The sequence below is a fragment of the Psychrobacter sp. AOP3-A1-26 genome, assembly GCF_052378235.1.
GTDB lineage: Bacteria > Pseudomonadota > Gammaproteobacteria > Pseudomonadales > Moraxellaceae > Psychrobacter.
Map to the genome: position 1 here is coordinate 1 of NZ_JBQSXN010000050.1, position 22937 is coordinate 22937.

15 protein-coding genes are annotated in these 22937 nt (G+C 43.7%); 5 read left to right on the forward strand and 10 right to left on the reverse strand.

The window, feature by feature from the left end; translation table 11 throughout:
- The first annotated feature begins 5 nt into the window (after positions 1 to 5).
- Complete coding sequence (gene ypfJ, locus ACT3TU_RS09245) at positions 6 to 893, forward strand: KPN_02809 family neutral zinc metallopeptidase (protein WP_192524032.1); 888 nt, start codon at positions 6 to 8, stop codon at positions 891 to 893.
- A gap of 388 nt (positions 894 to 1281) precedes the next feature.
- On the opposite strand, the gene ACT3TU_RS09250 is transcribed toward ypfJ, so the two are convergent.
- From ACT3TU_RS09250 to trxA, 3 genes are all read right to left on the reverse strand, one after another.
- The gene (locus ACT3TU_RS09250) at positions 1282 to 1521 is read right to left on the reverse strand and encodes a hypothetical protein (protein WP_192524030.1); all 240 of its coding nucleotides are present in this window, start codon (positions 1519 to 1521) and stop codon (positions 1282 to 1284) included.
- Positions 1522 to 1916: 395 nt separating this feature from the next.
- Positions 1917 to 3185, reverse strand: a complete 1269-nt coding sequence (gene rho / locus ACT3TU_RS09255) for a transcription termination factor Rho (protein WP_192524029.1) — start codon at positions 3183 to 3185, stop codon at positions 1917 to 1919.
- 635 nt (positions 3186 to 3820) lie between these two features.
- Complete coding sequence (trxA, locus tag ACT3TU_RS09260) at positions 3821 to 4147, reverse strand: thioredoxin (protein WP_020444406.1); 327 nt, start codon at positions 4145 to 4147, stop codon at positions 3821 to 3823.
- A gap of 291 nt (positions 4148 to 4438) precedes the next feature.
- Between trxA and ACT3TU_RS09265 the strand changes: the two genes are divergently transcribed.
- Positions 4439 to 5152 carry an RluA family pseudouridine synthase gene (locus tag ACT3TU_RS09265; protein ID WP_192524028.1) on the forward strand — a complete coding sequence of 238 codons (714 nt, stop codon included), beginning with the start codon at positions 4439 to 4441 and terminating at the stop codon, positions 5150 to 5152.
- 155 nt (positions 5153 to 5307) lie between these two features.
- On the forward strand, positions 5308 to 6807 hold the full coding sequence (locus ACT3TU_RS09270) for a flavin-containing monooxygenase (RefSeq protein WP_225735259.1): 1500 nt from the start codon (positions 5308 to 5310) through the stop codon (positions 6805 to 6807).
- A 19-nt stretch (positions 6808 to 6826) separates the two neighbouring features.
- Here the strand turns inward: ACT3TU_RS09270 and ACT3TU_RS09275 are convergent, their stop codons facing one another.
- The 3 genes from ACT3TU_RS09275 to ACT3TU_RS09285 form a co-directional block, all read right to left on the reverse strand.
- A complete protein-coding gene (locus tag ACT3TU_RS09275) occupies positions 6827 to 7768 on the reverse strand; it encodes an NAD(P)-dependent oxidoreductase (protein WP_192524027.1) in 942 nt (313 codons plus the stop codon).
- A gap of 195 nt (positions 7769 to 7963) precedes the next feature.
- Entirely contained in the window at positions 7964 to 8938 is a 975-nt protein-coding gene (locus tag ACT3TU_RS09280) for a response regulator (RefSeq protein WP_192524026.1), read from the reverse strand.
- A 72-nt stretch (positions 8939 to 9010) separates the two neighbouring features.
- Positions 9011 to 11326 carry a sensor histidine kinase gene (locus ACT3TU_RS09285; RefSeq protein WP_192524025.1) on the reverse strand — a complete coding sequence of 772 codons (2316 nt, stop codon included), beginning with the start codon at positions 11324 to 11326 and terminating at the stop codon, positions 9011 to 9013.
- Between the two features lie 652 nt (positions 11327 to 11978).
- On the opposite strand from ACT3TU_RS09285, the gene rapA reads away from it, so the two are divergent.
- Together rapA and ACT3TU_RS09295 are read left to right on the forward strand one after the other, a co-directional pair.
- The gene (rapA, locus tag ACT3TU_RS09290) at positions 11979 to 14867 is read left to right on the forward strand and encodes an RNA polymerase-associated protein RapA (protein ID WP_192524024.1); all 2889 of its coding nucleotides are present in this window, start codon (positions 11979 to 11981) and stop codon (positions 14865 to 14867) included.
- Between the two features lie 382 nt (positions 14868 to 15249).
- On the forward strand, positions 15250 to 16152 hold the full coding sequence (locus tag ACT3TU_RS09295; RefSeq protein WP_192524023.1) for an acyl-CoA thioesterase: 903 nt from the start codon (positions 15250 to 15252) through the stop codon (positions 16150 to 16152).
- Between the two features lie 164 nt (positions 16153 to 16316).
- On the opposite strand, the gene mutY is transcribed toward ACT3TU_RS09295, so the two are convergent.
- The 4 genes from mutY to ACT3TU_RS09315 all read right to left on the reverse strand — a co-directional run bounded on the left by mutY (position 16317) and on the right by ACT3TU_RS09315 (position 22855).
- Entirely contained in the window at positions 16317 to 17576 is a 1260-nt protein-coding gene (mutY, locus tag ACT3TU_RS09300; RefSeq protein ID WP_225735258.1) for an A/G-specific adenine glycosylase, read from the reverse strand.
- Positions 17577 to 17819: 243 nt separating this feature from the next.
- Positions 17820 to 18776, reverse strand: coding sequence for a ribosome biogenesis GTPase YlqF (gene ylqF, locus ACT3TU_RS09305; protein WP_192524022.1), 957 nt, complete (start codon positions 18774 to 18776; stop codon positions 17820 to 17822).
- A 173-nt stretch (positions 18777 to 18949) separates the two neighbouring features.
- Positions 18950 to 21964, reverse strand: a complete 3015-nt coding sequence (locus tag ACT3TU_RS09310; protein ID WP_192529268.1) for a DUF2339 domain-containing protein — start codon at positions 21962 to 21964, stop codon at positions 18950 to 18952.
- Positions 21965 to 22117: 153 nt separating this feature from the next.
- Positions 22118 to 22855, reverse strand: coding sequence for a dienelactone hydrolase family protein (locus ACT3TU_RS09315; protein WP_192524633.1), 738 nt, complete (start codon positions 22853 to 22855; stop codon positions 22118 to 22120).
- Between the last annotated feature and the right edge of the window lie 82 nt (positions 22856 to 22937).

The window sequence follows — 22937 nt, forward strand, 5'->3', positions numbered from 1 at the left end:
AAATTATGAAATGGCAAGGTAGGCGTGGCAGTTCTAACGTACGCTCAAGCAGTGGCGGCGGTAAGATGATCGGCGGCGGTATTGGCGGTATTATTATTGCTGGTATTTTATGGTTGGTATTTGGGGTAAACCCCATGACCGCCTTGCAAACCGGTCAAGTGGTTGCGGGTGGTGGCAATAACACCTCTACTGAGCCTGCAACCAGTGACGACCGTGATACGCAGTTTGTAAAAGTCGTATTGGCAGATACCGAAGAAGTTTGGCATCAGGTGTTTAATGAAGCGGGCAGTACCTATAAAGAGCCGTCTCTTATACTATTCAATGGCCAAGTCAGCTCAGCTTGCGGTAGTGCTAGCGCGGCAACCGGTCCTTTTTATTGTCCAGGTGATCAGACCGTCTATTTAGATACCTCATTTTTTGTAGAAATGCGTCAAAACCTTGGTATTTCTGGTGATATACAAGGCTCAGGGGACAGCGAAAACCAAGGTAAAGCGGGCGATTTTGCCCAAGCTTATGTTATCTCGCATGAAGTTGGTCATCATGTACAAACCTTATTAGGCATTACTCAGCAGGTGAATGAAGCCAGCCGCCAAGTGACACGGGCACAAGCAAATAAACTGTCTGTATTGCAAGAGCTACAAGCAGATTGCTTTGCTGGTGTTTGGGCACAGCGCAATCAGGAGCGCGTACAGTTTTTGGAAGCGGGTGATATCGATGAAGCTATTAATGCCGCAGGCCAAATTGGCGATGATCGCTTAGCACAGGCGAGTGGTGGAGCAGTGGTGCCTGATAACTTCACCCATGGCACCAGTCAACAGCGTGTGCAATGGTTTACGCGTGGTTTAGAGAGTGGCAGCGTACAGTCTTGTGATACTTTTAGTGGGGCGTTATAAAGCAGGTTATACCAAACCTAAAAAGTACGATTAGCTGTGTCAAACTCGTTTAGTCTACAATGCGTAGCACTTGCACTCGTTTTCCTTGCTACTCTAATTTTTATGAATGGTATAGTCAGTGAGAAGTAATATCGCTACATCACGTACTGCAGGTACCGTTTTTTCTAGCTTGCTGTGCCTACGCAGACAGAGGCTGCAAAAAAACTATACCCGCAGTATCGTAGCGTTTTTAAAGTATTTTAACTATATTAGTTATAAAGTGAGTGGTTTATTAATCAGGCAACCAAATGCCACGCACAAAAAAACCTGCAATTAATTGCAGGTTTTTTTAGGACTAAATACTTATCGAGATAAAGTAAAGTCTTAATAAATATTTATCTAAAACCAATTATCTGGTTTGGTCAAGGATATAAGCACCTGCACCACCTAGTGCAGCGCCACCTAGTGCGCCACGAGCGATGTCTTTACTGTTGCCGCCACTCTTGATAAGAGCGCCTGCAGCAGCACCAGCACCAGCACCTTTAGCAGTATTGCTTAAACCAGTGTTGTAGCCGTTAGATGCACAGCCGCCCATGATTAGAGCTGAGCTAGTAAGAGCAGTCATTGCGATAGTTTTAGCAAATTTCATGTTTTCACCTATTAATTGATTAAGTTTAAAATAAAGTACTCATCTTATGATAATCATCAATTGAGTACGGTCAATCTGTGTCAGGTATTCGAATGTCTTAAATAAGGTCACTTCAAATTAAAATCACTTCAAATAAAATTACTTTCCTAAATACATTCATACTAGGTCTAATGTTACCTGATTAGTATATATTTGGTCGTAGTAGAAACGCTAAGCTTTGCAAGCGAGATGTAAATGATGTTGCCATTATATGTCATTGGTAGGGGTTTCATTTAGGTTTCTTGTATTCATAGGGATAATACGCTAACTGTTTTTTAGGTTTCACGTAAAAGAATCCAAAAAAAAGACTGCACTAGAGCAGCCTTTTATAATAGAAACACCATTAGAATCACTATCTAGTTTTGAGATTTGCGTTTCATTTGTTCAAAAAATTCATCATTGGTCTTCGCCTCTTTTAAGCGATCCAATAAGAACTCAGTTGCTTGTACGCCATCCATTGGTTGTAGAAGCTTGCGTAGAATCCAAACTTTACGTAATTTGTCTTCATTGAGCAGACGCTCTTCGCGGCGTGTACCAGATTTTTTGATATTAATGGCAGGGAAAATACGTTTTTCAGCCAAATCACGCTCAAGCGTAATCTCTTGGTTTCCCGTTCCTTTGAATTCTTCGAAGATGACGCTATCCATTTTACTGCCAGTATCGATTAGTGCACTGGCAATGATAGTCAAGCTGCCGCCTTCTTCGACGTTACGAGCGGCACCAAAAAAGCGTTTTGGACGCTCTAACGCATTGGCATCCAAACCACCGGTTAATACTTTGCCCGATGAGGGAATAACGGTGTTATAAGCGCGGGCAAGGCGAGTAATAGAATCCAATAAGATAACAACATCTTGTTTGTGCTCGACCAAACGCTTGGCTTTTTCGATGACCATATCCGCAACTTGTACGTGACGTTGTGGCGGTTCATCAAAAGTCGAAGCGACGACTTCCCCGCGTACTGTGCGTTCCATCTCGGTCACTTCTTCTGGACGCTCATCAATCAATAGTACAATAAGGTAGCATTCAGGGTTGTTACGGGTAATTGACTGGGCGATGGTCTGTAGCAACATCGTTTTACCCGCTTTCGGCGGGGCAACGATAATAGAGCGTTGACCTTTACCGATTGGGGCGATTAGGTCAATGATGCGGCCAGTCAAGTCTTCAGTCGTACCGTTACCGAGTTCTAACTTTAGCTGCTCAGTTGGGAATAGCGGCGTTAAGTTTTCAAAGATAAGTTTATGACGTGAGCGATCTGGCGTATCAAAGTTGATTTCGCCAACCTTTAATAGTGCAAAATAACGCTCAGAATCTTTGGGTGGACGAATCGTGCCAGCGATACTGTCACCCGTTTTGAGACTGAAACGGCGAATTTGGCTAGGGCTGACATAGATATCATCAGGACCTGCTAAATAAGAGCCTTCTGATGAGCGCAAAAAGCCAAACCCGTCAGGAAGAACCTCAAGCACACCATCACCATAAATGGCCTCACCATTACGGGCATGGGTTTTTAGGATAGCAAAAATAATGTCTTGTTTACGGCTACGTGCCATATTATCAAGACCCATTTCCTTGGCTATAGCCAATAGCTCAGCGATTGATTTTTTCTTTAATTCAGTTAGATTCATAGATAGGTCATTAGCAATTGATCAGATGAGAGATGCCATTAGTAGCACAAGTCACGACAGTGATTAAAACAACGATATTATGGCGATAGAGGGTGTGTGCAGTGCTGGAATTTATGTAGTCTTGGTATTGTGTCTGCTTATGTATGCATTGCAAGCGTTTGATGCAAGGTTATAAATAAGGAGGATAAAGAGGCTACATAAGAGTCTGCGCCAAAAACTCAATATCAGTAATTGTATTTAGTCATTTCGTTAAGTAATGGTGTTTATAATGACGACTGTGTTTTTGTTGATAAACACGAGGAGAATAGCGACAAGATACTTAGGAAAACTGTTAGTTTTCTCTTGTCAGCAGACTATACGGTCTTCACAATAGTGTTGTCAATGAGTTTTGCCAAAAAAGTCATATAATTGAGTTTTTTGCATAAAAAACCAGCAAAAAAGCCATTGTCTCAGGGAGATAATGGCTTTTTCGTTTATTCTATTTGTAGCTGTGCTTGCGTAAAAACATCCGAAACAAGCTTATACCATCCACAAAAATTAGAGTAGCAAGGAAAACGAGTGTAAGTACTACGTCTTGTAAACTAAACGAGTTTGCAGCCACTAGTCGTACTTTTTGGGTTTAGTATTATTTTAATTTACAGATGCTTGTCTAGTACTTTTGCCAATTCCGCTTTTGGCTGTAAACCCATGACAGAATCAACTTTTTCGCCACCTTTAAAGACAAACAAGGTTGGAATGTTACGGATACCAAAACGGCTGGCCGCTTGTGGGTTATTATCCACATCGACTTTAACGATTTTGACTTTGCCTTGGTATTCAGTCGCTAGATCTTCTAAGATAGGCGCGATGGCTTTACAAGGCCCACACCACGTTGCCCAAAAATCTACCAGTACTGGCACGTCTGATTGCAATACGTCTTGGTCAAAGTTTGCATCGGTGGTATTTACAATAAGGTCTGACATAGTTTTATCTCTCTTGTTTTATTATTTCTATCGCCACTCATCAACTTATATATTGGTTTCATAATAGAATGATGAGTGGCCAAAGAATCGTTTAGAAGTGGTGAAAATGTGCCATTATATTAACATGTTTGCCCAGCCTTAACAGATGCAGGCTGGTTAAATTGTTTAACAATTACTATTAGCACAATAAATCGAAACATAACAACACAGGTTATGTTTTATCTGTCACTTGTATCCATAATCTCTATTGAAAAATAAAATTTGAATCAATTAATATAAGTAGTTCACTCTATGCCTTTTACCGATAAAGAAATTGACGCCCTTAATATTCAAGAAAAAGCCCGCCCATTTGAGTTTTTTCAAGCATTTGCGCAAGAAATTACCGTCTACGAAGACGATGATATTTGGGTTGTCGATAAACCGGCAGGTCTGTTAAGTGTCGATGGTAAAACACTCAAGGTTAGTTTGCTTGCTCGACTGGAGCGCGCCAATCCAGCGGTGAAATTGATTCATCGCCTCGATATGGATACCTCGGGATTGCTGATCTTTGCCAAAAACGCTGCGGCTCAAACCAATATCAGTAAGCAGTTTATTGAGCGTTTGCCTCAAAAGAAGTACCAAGCACGGGTGTTTGGTGAGTGGGAGAGTGTGGGGGCAACAGGCAAAATATCAGTGCCAGTACGCTATGAACCAAGCACAAAACCGCGCCATATTGTCGACCCTAATTGGTCAAAGCACGCATTAACGCTGTATGAAGTACTGGCACATGAACAATGCAACGGTCAGACAGTCACGCGAGTGCTGTTAAAGCCAGTGACTGGTCGCAGTCATCAGTTGCGCGTCCATATGGTACACGTCGATCATGTCATCATTGGCGACCCTATTTATGCCGAAGGCAGCGCGTTAGATATTGCGCCAAGGCTCAATTTACATGCCCAACAATTACGCCTCAAACATCCCACGCTGGGCGCATGGATGGATTGGGAAAGCCCTAGTCCTTTTTAAAGTTAATCATTTTAAAGTCAGTCATGCAAAGACAAGGATCGTATTATGCTTGATATTACTACCGCTAAGCAGGCCGTTAAAAAACACTTTAAACCCAAAGAAACTTCGACAGGCTTGCCTGCAGATTATGAGGTGCTGGTATCGCAGGCATCAGTATGGCTTGTCATCTCCAGCAACAGGTGGCGCAAAAACGTCATCCACATTTTTTTAATCATAAGCACTCTAAAAAGAAACTGCGAACCAAAAAAAATAATAGTCAGCGCTTTTTAATCATAGAAAAGCGAGCCGATTTGGGTGGTACATGGGATTTATTTACCTATCCTGGTATTCGTTCTGATTCTGATGCGCTGACCTTTGGTTATAGCTTTCGCCCATGGCTCAACCATAGAATGCTGGCAAAAGGCGACGATATTAAAAACTATATCGCTGACACTGCACGCGAGTTTAAGGTGGTAGAGCACATTCGCTATCAGCACGAGCTGCAGCAGTTATCGTGGTCAAGTAGTAGCCTGCAATGGACCGCGTTGATTAAAAATCATATTAGTGGCGAAGTATTTAACCTAAGCGCAAACTTCGTGGTCGGAGCGACTGGTTATTATGATTATGAGACTGGCTATCGTCCTTACTTTAAAGATGAAGAAAATTTCAAAGGTGAGATTGTCCATCCACAGCATTGGCAAGATACGGCCTATGATGATAAAAAAGTAGTCGTCATCGGTAGTGGAGCGACAGCAATGACGCTGATACCAGCGTTAGTTGATAAAAATGGTAAACAATGCGCGCGCCACGTTACTATGCTGCAACGCTCACCGACTTATGTAGCCAGCGTACCGGGCGATGATCATGCGCTTGATTTGCTATCAGGTAAGTTCTCTCCTTTGTCAAAAGCGCAGGCCTATACCTTGCTACGCACGCGCAATGTACTGTTTCAACAAGGGGTCTATCGAGCTGCGCTTCACGCACCAAAAATCATGAAAGCGCTGTTAAATCATAGGGTCAAAAAAGAGCTCAAAGGTAGCGGTGTCGATGTTGCCCACTTTAAGCCTGCTTATAATCCGTGGGAGGAGCGTTTGTGTGCGGTGCCTGATAGCGACTTGTTTAAGGCGTTGCATAGCAAGCGCGCTGAGGTCGTTACCGATACGATCAGTCATTTTACCCAGACGGGTATCGCCTTAACATCAGGCAAGCATTTGGATGCCGATATCATTGTCACTGCGACCGGTCTCAAATTACAGATGCTGGGCGGTGCTGCGTTATATGTTGACGGTCAAGCCGTCGATGTAGGTTCGCGGATGACCTATAAGGCGGTGATGCTGGAGGGCGTACCAAATATGGCCATTATGTTCGGCTATACCAACGCTTCTTGGACACTAAAAATCGATTTGGCCTGCCAATATGTCCTGCGCTTACTGAATTATATGAGTAAAGGCAATTATAAAACAGTAGTGGCGCAGGCTAAAAATGAGCATCAGCAAGTAAAGGTGCAGCCAGATACGGTACTTGGCGCGCTATCGGCAGGTTATGTCAGCCGTGCCAAAGATGAGTTGCCGAAACAAGGTGACCGTTATCCGTGGCGCGTCAACAATAACTACCTAACCGATCGTGTCATGCTTAAATACCGTAAAATCAAAGATGAATGGCTGCACTTTACTTGATAGTAACTTGCTAAGCTCTCTAATTCTGTTCGATAAAGTCAGTCACTTGCTTGCTTAGTATTTGCCACAAGGTGTCTTGAGCGCTTTTACTGCCCCAAGCGTTATGCGGGCTAAATATCACCCGTGGATGATTGGCAATGGTTAATAAAGGATCGTCATCGATGACGGGCTCTTGCTCAAAAACATCACTGGCATAGCCGATGATTTGCTCGTTATTGAGCGCATCAGTCAGCGCTTGGCTATCAACGATACCGCCACGGGCGACGTTGACGATGAGTGGTTGCTTGGCCATTTTTGCTAGCGTATCTGCATTAATCAAATGCTGGGTAGCATCATTTAGTGGGCAATGTAAACTGATGACATCAGCACGAGCTAGCACTTCGTCAAAGTCCGTATAGTTGTCATTACGCGGCGCTTGCCCTTGATGCTCCGCCCATAATACCGTCATGCCAAAGGCGCGGGCGATGTCAGTCACGCGTTTACCAATAGTACCGATGCCAATAATACCCAGCGTTTTATCTTCCAAATCTATCAGTGGAATATCAAGTAGGCAAAAATTACCGTTATCAGCCCACGTGCCATCGATGGCTTTATTGTGATAATAGATACCCGCACGCATCGCCGCCAGCATTAACATAAAGGTATGTTCAGGCACGCTTTTTACTGCATAACCGGCGACATTATAAAGCGTAATATTATGCTTGCGACAAGCGTCTTGGTCGACGTTATTCATACCAGTCGCAGTCAGTTGAATGAGCTTAAGCTTGGGTAGTTTGGCAATCACCTCGGCGCTAATTTGGACTTTATTGGTGATAATAATGTCAGCGTCTTTGCAGCGCTCGATCATGAGGTCATTATCTTGTGGCGTATCATTATAAGTAATATAGTCAGTCACACCAGTCGGCGCTGGCAATTTGACATTATCAGAAAAAGTACCTTTATCTAAAAAAACGGCTTGCATGATGATTCCTTATCTCGTTGTTATTGTAAATGGGCTCTGGTTATTATCGGCTTAATGTAGCACGTTGCTGTATTTAGTCAAAAGTACAAAGCAAAAAACCTCTACTTCAGCTTGGAAGTAGAGGTTTTGTTTTATTGGACAATAATCTTTTATCGCTTATAATGTGATAAATCCAAGCGCTGTAAAGTTATGCGCTTATAAAGAAAAACGCTTACGCAATTTACCAATCAGACTACGTACCCGACTGCTCAAGTCGATGCGAATATCGTTTTCAGGGTCATGCTCTACTTCATAACGTTTGACCAATTCAGGACTGGCTTTGAGTTTCGCATGATGCTGGAACGCACGATTGACGCTGATTTCGAGCAAGCTTGCGCGCATCGGCTTCGGTAAGCAGCGATAAACTTGTCCTTTGTTAATCAAATCAATCAGCAAGCCAGCGTCTTGAAATTCTGTCTGTACCAAGACTACTAAATGCGGCGCGTCTTGTTTTAAGGTAAAGATAATCGGTGCGATATTCTCACCACTGACGTTGATGTCGGTAATACACACACCGATATCTTCGTTCGCCAAATAATCATAAGCCTCTTCTAAACCTTTGGCGTGCAGTACCTTATAACTGTGAGAGAACTGTTTACGGATTTGCTCAATCAGCTCGTCAGTTTCATCGATGACCAATAGCGTTTGCTTATTGTCCGAGCTATCAATTTGGTCGCCATCTTCGTCTGGGTTATAGGTCAAGGCGATTTCGGTGGCACGACCGACGACGGCGAGCAGCTCTTCAGATTTACACGGCTTGGTCAAATAACGATAAATTTCACCATCATTAATAGAACCAATAATGGCATTTAAATCAGCGTAACCGGTCAATAATATACGCATGGTAGACGGTGAGATGTCTTTCACTTCTCGTAATATATCGACACCGACACGCTCGGGCATACGCTGGTCACTGACCGCGACGTGTACATGGTTTTTTTTGATGTAATCGATGTATTCATTGGGATCGGTGGTAATAAAAACGTCATGCGTTTTACGAAACAATAGTTTCATAGAACGTAAAATACGCTTTTCATCGTCGATAAATGCCAGTTTCGGTTTTGGCTCAGTACTGTTTTCTGGTACATTTGAGTCATCTTCAATTTCGATTTCGTTTTCATTGTCATTCATGATGATATCCTTATGATGAATAATGATAATAAAACTGCCAATAATGATTAAAATTAAAAGCCAACCTAGCGCTTACGCAACTAGGTTTTTCTCTGTTAAATCGTTATTAATAGGTAAAGTCAAAGTAAACGTGGTGCCAAGGCCTTCAGTCGATACGGCTTTAATATCGCCATTATGCTGCTCCATAATCTGTTGACTGATGGCCATACCAAGCCCTGTACCTTCACCTGCGCCTTTGGTGGTAAAGAACGGCTCAAATATTTGATTGAGCACTGCTGCATTCATGCCTTTACCATTGTCGCTGACATCGATATAAACATTGTTGTCATCAGCGCGGGTACGAACGTCGATTTTGCCATCAGGGCTTTGGTCTATGGCTTGCGAGGCGTTATTTAACAGGTTGACCAATACTTGATTGATCTGTGACGGTGAGCATTTAACCTCAGGTGTTGGCGCAAAGTCAGTAACAATCTCTTGATGTCTGATAGAGTTACCCGCGATTTTCAGTGAGGCTTCGATACATTCCCGCACGTCGATGGTTTTTACCTTTGATTCATCGAGACGGGCAAAATTGCGCAAGTTAAGTACCATCTCAGTGATCTGTTCGACGCCAAACAACGAATCTTTAATCAGCTCTTTTAGCTCAGCTGACAGGTCATCTTCTTGGATTTCATCAGACGCACTGACAATCTTGGCCAATAATTTGTCGATTTTGCCATTGGTTGCCCCAGCATCCGACTTGATACCTTTTAGCCCTTGTACCAATTCGATCAATTCCTCGTATTGCTCAGTCAACTGACCGATAATCTCAAGGTTATTTTGCACATAAGACAGAGGGGTGTTTACTTCATGGGCGACGCCTGCCACCATTTGACCTAAAGTCGCCATTTTTTCTGAACGAATCAATTGCAGCTGTGAGTTTTTCAGCTCTTTTAGCGTATCTTGCAGCTCAGCGGTACGCTCTTCAACTTTAATCTCGAGCTGTTGATTGATATTGGCAAGCTTCCCTTCATTGGATTGAATTCGATCTAATAGATCATTAATAGAGCCGTTGACCAACCCAATCTCGTTGCGACCTTCAGTGAATTTAACCGAGCTTAGCTTATTGTATTGTTTATTATCGATCAGGTTTTCTGCTTGAGAGATTTTATCGGTGGTCTCTTTTAACGGCTTAAATGCCAAATACGTCAGCATAAAGTAAATGACACCAGCCGTGAGTAATAGCGCCAAAGCGATCCAGTTGATTAAGTTTTCACTCAAGTTATCGGCGATGGCGTTAATTTCAGCATCAGGTTGTACAACGATGAGCTTCCAGTAAGTCTCAGGAATCTCAAAGACATAGGCTTGGCTGCCATTATAGTAACTGTCTTTTGCCAACTCAAAGCTCTGCAATAAGCGGCTATCCATCGCGTTTTGCTGATTCTCACCGTTATTTAAGTAAGCCGCATAATTGACCAAATAATAACCTTTTGCCGTACCAGTTTCGGCTTTATCAAGCGTGGTCAGTACTTGCTGGACTTGTGGCGAGACGCTGGCGGCGACCCGCTCGATAGTCTCGTTACGCTGGGTTTCTAAGAAGTTAAGCACCGGTTGCCAAGCGGGATCTGAGTTGATGACTTGTTTGATATCAAGTGGCGTACCGCTCTCTTCATCGATATAGCTTAGGCGCTCAGGGTTAGACGAGGCGATAACTTTATCACTGTTATCCAATAATAAAATGTAGCCTGAACCCGAGCTTTCGCTTAGCTTTACGATATTTTCTTGCAGCTGATTAAGGGTGAAGTTAACGGTACTGGCGCCCCAAAACTGATTGTCACGCTCGATGGCCACACCGCAGCTCATTGCCAGCTCGCCTTTGGTTTGGGTGGCGCGAACATGGTTCCAGATACAGCTGTCAGGCTTGAGTAGTTTTAAGACGCTAAACCAATCTTCTTGATAATAAGGATTAGCTGGGTTGGGATCGCTTAGTACCGCTTGATAGTCACCGTTTTGACGTACCATCAAAAACGGATGGGTGGCAGTATTAGCCCCAAGCGCACCGTTTTCAGGCCAAATTCCACCACTACCCAATAGGTTGTAATCTCGCTTATCAAAAGCATTGGCCGCACTGGCTTGTAGAATCGCCTCTTGTGGAGGCAAGGTTTGTGCGCTTTGCTGCAATAGCAGCGCACTACGCATCACCCGATTGATATCGGCAGAGATACTATTAACCGCTGTATTACCACGTTCAGCCACCAGTTTTGCGGATTCAAGGCGAATTTTTTCATAGCCTTCTTTATCAACGACATAAACAACGACCGCGAGAACGACCGCAAAAGCAATAAATAAAATAGTAGTAACTTGGGTACTAACTTGGTTGAAAAAACCAACCTTTTTGGAGTCACTCATGGTGGTGTTTGTCCTTGGGATTAGGATGTACAAAGGAGATTGTCAAAGCTATGTGCAGGTTGTAATCAATCATGTGGGATGCGTAAACTTACTTAAAGTGAGATATCAGTTACTACAAAATACTGAACTATTCACTTTCAGGCCTATCACTTTAAATGATAGTTTAATGGACTTCATAAACGTATGATTCATAACTTAAACGACTATAAAAGGTAATATGATGCCCGTAAATACTGGGAGTCATTTAATAAGCGTTCGAGGTTGTTTTTAATAAATCACTTGGAGGACTTAATATAATGTCGGTAGTAAAAAGAAACGTTATATTTCATATGTTAACAATATAGAAACAATTAAATAATAACAATATTTTTTCTTTACTTGCGAGTCGTTATCTTATTGTTTTATAAGACCAACTTATGCTTGGGTTTGGCATATTCTTGTCCAAATTTGCTCTTGAAAAGCCAACTTAATGCACTCATCTAGGCGCTAACGTTATATAATGCTCTGCTGTATCGTCCGACCTAGCCATGAGCTGGCGTTATCCGATATTGCCAATGACTATCAGCATATTAATGATACTGAATGGGTCATTATGGCTCGCATCATTAGCCATCTATTTTCTTATCACCTGAGTACAAAAAGACATCGCCCTATGACTATCTCTATCGCTTCATTGCACAGTACCGAATTCACCGTTGGTCAACGCCATTTATCTGATACGGAGTCCGAGCTGGGCTTAGGGGTGGTCATCGATGTAGATGATCGATGTGTGCATATTCTATTTCCGCAAAGTGAAGAGACGCGTGTTTATGCAAAAAACTCTGCGCCGTTATCGCGCGTGGTGTTTAAAGTTGGCGATAGTATTTCTGATCAAGCCGGTAATACCTATACGGTGACGGCGGTCGAAGAAGTGATGGGCGTACTCAAATACAGTGTCGACGAGCATGAAAAAGGGATAATGGAAACCCGACTGGCGGCCAATATCACCTTAGCAAAACCACTTGAGCGTTTGCTCGCTGGTCGTATTGAGCGTGGTGATTGGTATGAGCTACGCCAAGATATCTTGCGTATGCAATCAGCGCTTGCCGGTCATCCGCTCAAAGGTTTGATGGGTGCACGTGTCGATATTATTGAGCATCAGCTTTATATCGCGCATGAAGTTGGCAAACGTATCGCGCCGCGTGTCTTGCTCGCTGATGAAGTTGGTTTGGGTAAAACCATTGAAGCGGGTCTGATTATTCATCAGCAACTACTGACGGGTAAAGCTGAGCGCGTACTCATTCTGGTACCAGACAGTCTGCAATATCAATGGATGATTGAGCTGCGCCGTCGTTTTAACCTAAATTTTGCCTTGTTTGACTTGGTACGTGCAGCAGCCATTAAAGAGCATGACCCTGAGCAAAACGTTTTTGCTACCGAACAATGTATCATTGCCGGTATGGATTTATTGCTTGACCATCCTGACTTATATGACCAAGCCATGGACGCAGGATTTGATTTATTAGTCGTTGATGAAGCGCATCATCTGCATTGGGATGAAGCGCAAGGCGGCAATGATAAGTATGACTTGATTGTCGACTTTGCCGAAGAAACGGCAGGGGTTATGTTATTGACCGCCACACCTGAGCAGCTTGGGGCACAAAGTCACTTTGCTCGTCTGCGTTTATTAGACCCTGATCGTTTTGATGATTTGGATGAGTTTATTGACGGTCAAGAAGCCTTTGCAGAAACCGCAGCGGTTGCAAGCGTACTAATAGAAGATAAGCCGTTAAATGACGGTCAAATCGCGGCATTAAGCAGTCTGCTAGATATCAGTCTCGATGAATTATCGACGATTAATGATGACGAAAAATTACGTACTTACGCGCTCAATGAGCTACTAGACCGCCACGGTACTGGGCGTATTTTGTTCCGCAATACCCGTGAAAGTGTTAAAGGATTCCACGGACGTAGCAGCCAGCCTTATCCACTGCCATTACCTGAAGCATGGATTGATAGTTATCAAACCAATGGTAAATTGCGTGAGCAGCTATGGGGTGAAGAGAACCAGCCTGATGGTGGCTGGTTAGAAGATGACCCACGTGTGCCTTGGTTGATTGATATCTTAAAAGGCGAGCTTAAGCATAAAAAAGTGCTGTTGATTGCCCGTAGTGGTGCGACCGTTGAGAGTTTAGAGGCGGTATTGCGTCTGCATGCTGGTATCAAAACGGCTATCTTTACCGAGCAAATGACCCTGCTTGAGCGTGACCAAGCGGCGGCGTTTTTTGCCGATAGTGAAGGCGCGCAGATATTGTTATGCTCGGAGATTGGTTCAGAAGGGCGTAACTTCCAGTTTGCAAGCCAGCTGATATTGTGGGATTTACCCGCCAATCCTGATACCTTAGAGCAGCGTATCGGTCGTCTAGATCGCATCGGGCAAACGCAGCAAATTATGCTACATATACCGTATGTACAAGGCACCGCACAAGAGCGCCTTTATAAATGGTACAACAATGCGCTCAATATGTTCAATCAGATTTCACCGACGGCGCAAAGTGTACAAGAGCAATATATTCAAGAGTTGAAGCCGATGCTTGAAGGGGCGGATACCGACGCGAACCGTACCACGCTAGAAGATATCATCAGTGAAGCAGCGCAGACCCGATTGGGATTAGAAGCCCAGCTACAAGCAGGTCGCGATCGTCTATTAGAGTATAACTCGTGCCGTCCGCGCGTTGCTGGACGTATCGCTGATGCCATGCGTGATTTTGATGGTCATAATCTACTGCCACAATTTATTGAGCGTTTCTTTGCCTCAGCCAATATCGAGCATAATATTCAGCGCGATGGCTCTTGGGTGATTGCACCTATCGATAGCACCGAGATTAGCGATTATATCGATGGTTTACCGCTTGGTGACGAAGACGGTATGACGCTGACATTCGAGCGTGAGCAAGCGCTACAGCGTGAAGATATTGAATTTATTACTCATGAGCATCCATTGATGCGCGCGATTTATGAGCTGGCGAGCACCAGCACCTTTGGTAATACCACGGTTGCGATGCTAAAAAGTGCCGCCGTACCGCAAGGTATGGTGTTGCTAGAAGTGAATTTCCGCGTAGAGGCCATTGCGCCAAGATTGCTTAACTTGCCTGCGACCTTAACCACACAAAATATCCGTGTGTTTATCAGTGAGCAGGGCAGTGACTTATCAGCGCGTATCAGTGCGGAGATGATTATGCCGCATATTGAGCGTTTGGATAAAAACCGTGCGCGCCAAGTGATTAAAGTGCGCGGCGATGTGATTGAGCAGCGTTATTATGAAGCTGAAGATATAGCCCGTCAGCAGTTAGTGGAGATTGGTGAGCAAGCAAGTGCCCGCTTTAGCCAGCAGTGGTCGCGTGAAATCAAGCGTCTAAAGCATCTGCAAACCATCAACCCTAACGTACGCCCAGAAGAGGTGGAGCGTTTAGAGCAGTTACAAGCGCAAGGTGAGCAGGCCTTAGCCAACTTATCCCTAGTCCCAGATTCTATTCGGGTACTGGTGGCAGTGAAACCGTAAGTCTATAGAGTAATATAAAAACGAGGTGTATAAAACATCTCGTTTTTATACTTTATGCCTCTTGATGCTTTTTATTACTTCGTTTATCGTATTGAATTCTTTTTGCTTTATATAAGCAGAGTGATATTCGCAAATCAGCGCGGTCGCTAGTCAAAGCCCACAATATTGGTTAAGATGTTTGACCTTTGGTTTTATAATGAGCTTTTAGCTATCATTTTATGGGCCATTTAATCGCTTTCGTTCAGATTACGGCCACGCCCTACAATTGATTTTATTTTGGATTAAAACGCCCCATTGGCTTAAGCTATACCGTATTGATATCGTTTGGCGCTTATATCTAGATGCTTAGCGTTTTTGATAAAAAATAAGGAAACATATCGTCATGTCCGATTATTCGCAACTGATTGATGAGCTGCTGGCTACCGTGGCGCTTATCGAAGTTACCCCTGATGTCTTTGAGGGTAAGAGCCATGACTATGTTGGTGCCCGTATTTTTGGTGGGCAAGTACTCGCCCAAGCGATTATGGCAGCATCGCATACGTTGGACAAAGACAAGCCCTGCCATTCATTACACGGCTACTTTTTACGTGGTGGTGACATCAATCAGCCAGTGATTTATCAAGTGCGCCGCTTGCGTGACGGCCGCAGTCTATCGGCACGTGAGGTGACAGCGATTCAATATAAAGAAGTACGCGGTAAAGCACCTATCGAGCAAGTGATATTTTCGATGATTGCCTCGTTTTCGCCGATGGAGGAGGGCTTGGAGTATCAAGAAGATATGCCCGTTTATCCGCCACCTGAGGACTTGCTCGCTGAGCAGGATTTAAAAGAAGAGTATGTGGGTAAAGTGCCAGACGCCCTCAAAGCTCGATTTATGCGTCGTCGTCATGTCGAGATTAAACCGGTTAAACCGCGTGATCCGATTCATCCGGAACCAATGAAGCCCAAGCAGGCAAACTGGCTGCGTATTCATGAATTGGGTAATCAGCCAGTAGCCATTCAGCAAGCGCTTTTGGCATTTTCATCCGATTTTTATTTGGTCGGCACAGGGCTCATGTCACATGGGGTTAGCTTTATGACCAGTGGCTTGCAAGCCGCTAGTATCGACCATTCGATGCATTTTCATCGTGATTTTGATCTAAATGATTGGATGTTATATGACATGTGGAGCGATACCACGTCCAATGCTAAAGGGTTGAATCACGGGCAGTTTTGGCAAGACGGCAAGCTGGTTGCCACTGTGCAGCAAGAAGGCTTAATGCGCTTACGTGTGCCGAAGTCTTAGCGCTAACGCCAGTGATAAAGTACGTTAAATAAAAAAGCGACTTAGCATGATGTTAAGTCGCTTTTTTCATACGGTATTAAGTGATTTTCAGTATTTATAATCAAAGAGCTTATATCAGCAGTACCGTTAGGTTTTTGAGATATTTTGACTATAGGTATAAATACTTATTCCAAAATCTTAACCATCGCTCGTGGCAATCCAAGCGTTGCCTGTGCGGCATCACCATTTAGCCAATTCACATTAATCTCAGCAGCTTGCAATGCTTCGGTTATATCTTGCGCTTGCTTATCATTTAACGTAATGGATTGCGGGGTTAAATACCAATGAAAGTGAGTCAATGAATGTTTAATCGGTGCGTCATCTAACAAGGTTTTATTGACGGCTTTTGCATCCAATTTATTTTTATCCAGCCACTCATTAATAATTTGCTCAGCAGTAGTAAACTCTGCTTCGTATACTTTTTCATTGCTAGCAACTTTTAATGGCTGATTACCAGTCGCTGCGCTTATTTTATCATCTGTATTTTTGCCATTATTTTTATCAGCAGCTTTAGCATTCACTTTGCCGTTAATCTTTTCTACAAATTGTAGCGGCAAGCTCCACAGACCGCCCCAAATGCCATTGTCAGGGCGCTGTAGCCACAGTATTTTGCCATTTGTATCTTCAATTAATAATGCATTGCTAAACTTACTTGGCTTGGGCTGCTTTTTTGCTTTAACGGGATAATCGGTTTCGCGTCCTTGTGCATGGGCAATGCAATCCTCTTGTAATGGACATAATAAGCAAGCAGGTTTGCTACGGGTACATAAGGTTGCGCCCATATCCATCATTGCTTGCGCGAACAGTCCTGAGTCATCGACAGGCGTTAAACGCTCAGCCAATGTCCATAACTCTTTGGTCGTGGCAGATTTGGTAATATCGCCATCGATGGCGGCCCAACGCGTCAACACGCGTTTAACATTGCCATCGCAAATGACACCATAACGATGTAGCCCCATGGCCATAATCGCCCCAGCCGTTGATGGCCCAACACCTGATATCGCTTCCCAACCAGCTAGGGTCTGTGGAAAGTCACCAGTCTCATTGATAACTTCGACTAGTTGCTTTGCGCCTTTATGTAAATTACGCGCCCGCGCATAATAGCCAAGCCCCGCCCAATGTTCCGCTACCGTATCCCATTCAGCTGTTGCCAAATCTTGTACCGTCGGAAACGACGCCATAAAGCGGGCAAAATAGGGCAACACTGTCGTTACTTGCGTCTGCTGCAGCATGACTTCGGACAGCCAAACGATATAAGGGTTGGGCGTGTCGGTTTGGTGTTGTTGCCAAGGTAAATCATGGCGACCATTTTCGGCGAACCAATCGAGAAGGCGCGGGGCGAGGGAGTTGAGAGAGGTTGATGACTGAGAGAATTGGGTAGGCAAGAGTATTCCTTGTAAATTGAACAGGGATATATAAAGTTTGGGGTTAAGAGTGTGTATGGGGTGTAATACGATTGATGCAAGACAATAGTAGATGAGCTTCGTTATTAGTACCGTAGGATGAAATAATCATTGATTATATTGTTTGCCAACTAAAATATGAGCAGATTTTTAAATAAGTTAAAGGTAAGTAATAAAATATAAAAGGTGCGCTAGGCGCACCTTGCCAGCTATGTTAGTGAGCGTTTACTTCCGATTCTTCCGCGTTTTTAATCGACGTAGGCGTTTCTCTTCTTCTTTAGCCAGCCTTTTTTCTTCAGCGGCGAGTCGTTGCTCAGCGACGACGAGTTCTTCAGCCTCAGTCATGGCTGGGGTTTCGAGCGTAATACGTCCAAGCTTGCCGCTACGCAGCTCATTCACCAAAATCTCAGACATGCGATAGGTATCGACTTGATTGCCTGCGCGTACACAACCGCGATTACGCCCCGCCATTTCAAAAAACTCCCAGTCTGTCTTGGGCAGTTCGTCAATTTTATAGCGCGATTTTAATAGCTCAGGATAGGCACTTAGCAAATATTCAGCGGTATAACCCGCGACATCATCGAAATCAAACGCGGTATCACGAATACCGCCCGTTGCGGCCAAGCGATAGCCAGAGTTTTCGTTTTCAACCTTTGGCCATAGCATACCAGGCGTGTCATAGAGCATGATGTCATCGTCAAGTTTAATCAGTTGCTGCGATTTGGTTACCGCTGGCTCATCACCAGTCCTTGCCACGGCGCGTCCCGCTAAGGTGTTAATCAAGGTGGATTTACCGACGTTTGGAATACCCATAATCATGGCTTTGATTTGGCGACCGGTACCGACTTTATTGGGCACAAGTTGTTTACAGATAGCAATGATACGTTTTACATCATCGGCTTTATTATTATCACAAGCGATTGCTTTGACGCCATCTTGCTGCTCAAGATAATCCATCCACGTTTGGGTCAATTCTGGATCAGCAAGGTCGGCTTTGTTCAGAATTTTGATGACTGGTTTTTCGCCACGTAGTGCTGCAACCATTGGGTTTTCACTGCTATAAGGAATACGGGCGTCAATCACTTCGATAACCACATCCATCTGCGGCATAATTTCTTTGATTTCATTGCGGGCTTTGTTCATATGCCCAGGGAACCACTGAATACTTGCTCTCTTATCCATCTGCTTTTATAACCTTTTATAAAAAATGCTAAAAGTAAGACTAGGACATGCTCTAGCGTCATTTACTTTTTAATGAGGTTCAGTTTACTACATAAGCAAGGTACTGATGCTAAAAAGTACGGATGCTAAAAAATGCTGACGCTATCATTTCAGTTGACGCTCACCTGAAACTATTATTTACCTTCGTCCACTAGGTCATCATGCGTGGGCGGCAGCGGTGCTAAATAACCAATCACCAATATCAAGCTACCAGCACCAAGGAAAGATACGACCCGCCAAATCGCCTCGGTCTGGGATAAATCAACCAAGACCAATTTTAAGACAACGATACCTAATAGACCAACACCCATAAACCATAGCGTTCGCTGCCAATAGCGACTGGCGATAACAGTCGCGACTAAGGCGATTAGCGTCCACGAAATCGTCAGTCCTGTCTGTACTTGCTCACTACTCCAAGCGCCACCCACCCATAGCGGGGTGTCAATAAAAGCGTGCAGGGTTCTGACCAACATACTGGAGACTATCCAAAAGCTAATGAGTACTAAAAAAGTCAGTAAAGTGTCACTTTTATAAATGCTTTTTAATAGATTTGTGGGATGCATGCTGTGTGGTTGACGCAGTAAATAAACACCCAAACCGTAAAATACCACCAGCCATAACGTTACATCATAGAGGTTAAACAGTGGAATATAAGGGAGTCCCCAAATCACACCATCATAAGAGAAGTTGGTAAAAATAACCCAGCACAATGTTAATGGCACAAAGATTTTGGCACTGCCTAACAGTGCACCTTGCCAATCAAACCAATAAGGAGCCAGAGGTAAGGCTGGTATTTTCGATTGTGCATGGCTGTATCGAGCGATGCTATAACGATAAGTCCCCCACAGTCCAGCCAGCATAAGCGCAACGGGAACCAAAATAGTTGTCACCCCGTCTGAATCAGGCAATCTATAATGTAGCACTTCTGCTAAAACTATAATTCCAGTACCAAGCCAGCTGGCGCTATCGTAACCTTTTAATTCAGAATCGTTATTATCATAGCTGTGCCATGTTTTTATCCAACCTTGCCCAAGCACCAACCAGCCAATGCATAACGTCATAAGTATCGGCCAATGAAACGTCGTCCATTGATAGTCAAACTCATACTTTTGTGGCAGCTGAAATATCAATACAGCATAAAACAGCAGCAGTAAACCATGGCTAAATTGTCTAATCTCGTGCCACGAACGATACTGATTTATTATCCAATAAATGAGTAAGCTTGCTAAAGTGGCTAGCGCTATCAGTGCTGTCGTTGCCAATTGCCAGCTGGTGAGCCATTGATCAAAATCAATCATCAAGACGTAAAGTAGCCAGCCCATCGCGGTAAAGGTCAAAAATCGTATCAAAGTTGGATGTTGCCAAATCAGTTTAAACGCCGTACTTTGGCTGTTGATACTGGCAAGCCATTGCTGAGCGGCTGTCTCGCTGATGCCTAATATCTTGCTAAACTCTGATGTTGTATGATTAGTGCTAACTGAGTTTTGAATTTCTTCGTTGTCAGACAAAATAGGCGAGTTGCTGGCACGTAAGATGAAAACGCTAGCAAGCGCACTAATGGCAGAAATGGTTAAAGCGAGTGTGGGATAATGCTCAATACCAATGACGAAATTATTTAACAGTATACCAATGCTGATGAGCTGTAATAATAAGCCGAATAATACTGACCACGCACGTAGCGAGCGCCGCCCAAACCATACCAACGCCAGCCCTTGTACCGACCAGCCAAAAGCTATCCATTCGGCATTTAACGCTAGCGGAATTATCAAGGCTAAAAACCCAAACCCTAATGCCAACATCCCTTCAGTGATTAAGGCATAGCGCTGACTACGCTGAATAAACGTCCAGCCAAGTCCTAGATATATCGCTGCTAAAATAGCGCTGGTGATGGTCAATGCGTGATTGATATCGTGTAATAGCGCTGAAAATAAGCCAAATGCTAATATCGGTACTGAAAATAGCAAGCCGGTATCGATGGGAAATAAATAGCCATTATTGGCGTTGTTAACATCTTCTTGATTAGCAGTATTATAAGCAATGATCTGTTGGGCGTAGCGAATGACGACAAACAGATAGAGAATCAAATGTAACGCTACCAGCAGCACTAAAGCCCAGCGCTGATTATCAATAATTGCTATTAAATTCTCCGTGAGCCCCCAATAGTATGCCAACCCAAACGTCACGCCTACACCCAATAAATTTAGCATTTTCCAAGTACGGTAATGGGCAATAACGGCAATAGTAATATTTAATAATAAGTAATAACTGAATAGCGTTACTAAATTACCGATATCACTACTGGTCAATATGGGGGCAAAAAACCCACCAGATAAGGCTAATAATGCTAAGGGTAAGGCGTTTTGGCGCACTGCTAAGCCAATCGTAATGGCCGATAATATACCAAGACCAATAAAGCTCGGCACACTTGCTAGCACCTGATAAACGCTATAGGCAAAAAAAGTCGTCAAATAAGCAATCGCTAAACCAGCGCCTTGCAAAGTGATACCGTAAGCAAAGCGATTTTTTGCTAATTTTAGGCCTAGTCCTGCTAGCCCTAAACCAATAATTCCTATGGCAATGAGCTTTACGGTAATCGGTATTTCGATATAGTCGCTTAATAAGCGCAGCAATAACACCACGCCGACCAGTAATACTAAGACACCAACACGAACCACTAAATTGCCACCAAAAAACCAGTTTTTAATGGAATGGATCAGAGAGGTGACGATAGGGAGTGAGCGCTCATCAGGCTCTATAGTAGAATTGGGTTTTGGTACCTGCGGCTTTGCAGGTCGGTTTTTGATAGAGTCAAAAGGCGGTATAGCTGAGGCGGGAGAAGTGGCTTTCGCTTCTTGAGATGGTGAATCGCTTAAGCTAGGAGGCCAGGTGCTTGGCGTGACATCAGCTGCTTGTGCCGATGATAACTCAGAAACATTATCTTCTGCTTCTACGGTATTAATAGCGATAGAATGGTCGAGATTTTCTATTGGCGTACTATTTTTATGCTGTTTACTCTCAGCTTGTAATTGCCTAATGTCGCCGCGTAATTGTTTAAGCTGCTTATTTATCTTAGCGTATAACGCGACCACTACGGTCAATAGAACAATAAAAGCCAGCCAACCCAGCTGGTTGATAAATAGGTATAGCATCCTCGTCACTCAATCCATCCGATAATAGAGTGATAATGACGTTATTTGACGATAAGCACAAGACTGGTCATTCTATTGCAACAATAAGGGCAGCTTAAATAGTAAGCTGCCCTTATTGTTGTGTCGTTATCTATAATAAAAAACTATAAAGCTTTATGCCAAATTAGTTTTCATAAACTCCAACATATTTTCCCAGCTTTGCTTAGCCGCAGTTTCATTATAACCAAGATCTACCTCGTTTTTGGCAGCGCGCTCGTCGGCATGTGGATTGGTAAAGCCGTGCTTGGCGTTATCATACACATCGATCGTGTAGTCAACATCGGCAGCGTCTAGCTCAGATTTTAGACCTTCTATCGCTTCCATAGATACCATCGAATCATCACGACCGTGGGCGACCAATACTTTGGCGGTGAAGTTTTTGTCCGCTGGCTGTTTTGGTGATGGGTTACCGTGGAAAGTAGCGACTGCTTTTAATGGCATGGCTTCGCGCGCCATATCGAGCACGACTTTGCCGCCAAAGCAAAAACCAATCGCTGCTAAATTGTCGCCATTAACTGCCAACTGGTCACTGAAATCATTGAGGATTAAACGGCAGCGGGTCATAAGCATGTCTTGATCGGCAAGGACTTGTTCCATCCACATGTTTGCCATTGCTGCATCGGTGGTCAGTTTGCCGTCACCATAGACGTCCATCGCCACAGCGGCATAACCTGCTTTGGCCAAGCGTTCAACGACTGATTTTGGATGATCGACCACACCCCACCATTCGGGGGCGACCAAAATACCTGCTACAGGATTTTCATCTGAGGCGTTTTCTGGCAGCGCAACATAGCTGATAAGCTCAACCCCATTATCGGTGGTACTGATTAATTCAAAGGTTTTAATTGACATATTATTGTCCTTTTTTATGTTATGAGTTTTACGTTAAAAATGTTATTTGTCTGCTAAATTTCAACAAGCTCTTTATTTTTAA

Excerpts from the sequence above, each read along its gene's own strand:
- ACT3TU_RS09265 (WP_192524028.1), top strand. The coding sequence starts at position 4,439 with ATGCCTTTTACCGATAAAGAAATTGACGCCCTTAATATTCAAGAAAAA.
- ACT3TU_RS09295 (WP_192524023.1), top strand. The coding sequence starts at position 15,250 with ATGTCCGATTATTCGCAACTGATTGATGAGCTGCTGGCTACCGTGGCG.
- ACT3TU_RS09275 (WP_192524027.1), bottom strand. The coding sequence starts at position 7,768 with ATGCAAGCCGTTTTTTTAGATAAAGGTACTTTTTCTGATAATGTCAAA.
- ACT3TU_RS09250 (WP_192524030.1), bottom strand. The coding sequence starts at position 1,521 with ATGAAATTTGCTAAAACTATCGCAATGACTGCTCTTACTAGCTCAGCT.
- trxA (WP_020444406.1), bottom strand. The coding sequence starts at position 4,147 with ATGTCAGACCTTATTGTAAATACCACCGATGCAAACTTTGACCAAGAC.
- rho (WP_192524029.1), bottom strand. The coding sequence starts at position 3,185 with ATGAATCTAACTGAATTAAAGAAAAAATCAATCGCTGAGCTATTGGCT.
- ACT3TU_RS09270 (WP_225735259.1), top strand. The coding sequence starts at position 5,308 with ATGGCTTGTCATCTCCAGCAACAGGTGGCGCAAAAACGTCATCCACAT.
- ACT3TU_RS09315 (WP_192524633.1), bottom strand. The coding sequence starts at position 22,855 with ATGTCAATTAAAACCTTTGAATTAATCAGTACCACCGATAATGGGGTT.
- ACT3TU_RS09280 (WP_192524026.1), bottom strand. The coding sequence starts at position 8,938 with ATGAATGACAATGAAAACGAAATCGAAATTGAAGATGACTCAAATGTA.
- ypfJ (WP_192524032.1), top strand. The coding sequence starts at position 6 with ATGAAATGGCAAGGTAGGCGTGGCAGTTCTAACGTACGCTCAAGCAGT.
- ACT3TU_RS09310 (WP_192529268.1), bottom strand. The coding sequence starts at position 21,964 with ATGCTATACCTATTTATCAACCAGCTGGGTTGGCTGGCTTTTATTGTT.
- ACT3TU_RS09285 (WP_192524025.1), bottom strand. The coding sequence starts at position 11,326 with ATGAGTGACTCCAAAAAGGTTGGTTTTTTCAACCAAGTTAGTACCCAA.
- rapA (WP_192524024.1), top strand. The coding sequence starts at position 11,979 with ATGACTATCTCTATCGCTTCATTGCACAGTACCGAATTCACCGTTGGT.
- ylqF (WP_192524022.1), bottom strand. The coding sequence starts at position 18,776 with ATGGATAAGAGAGCAAGTATTCAGTGGTTCCCTGGGCATATGAACAAA.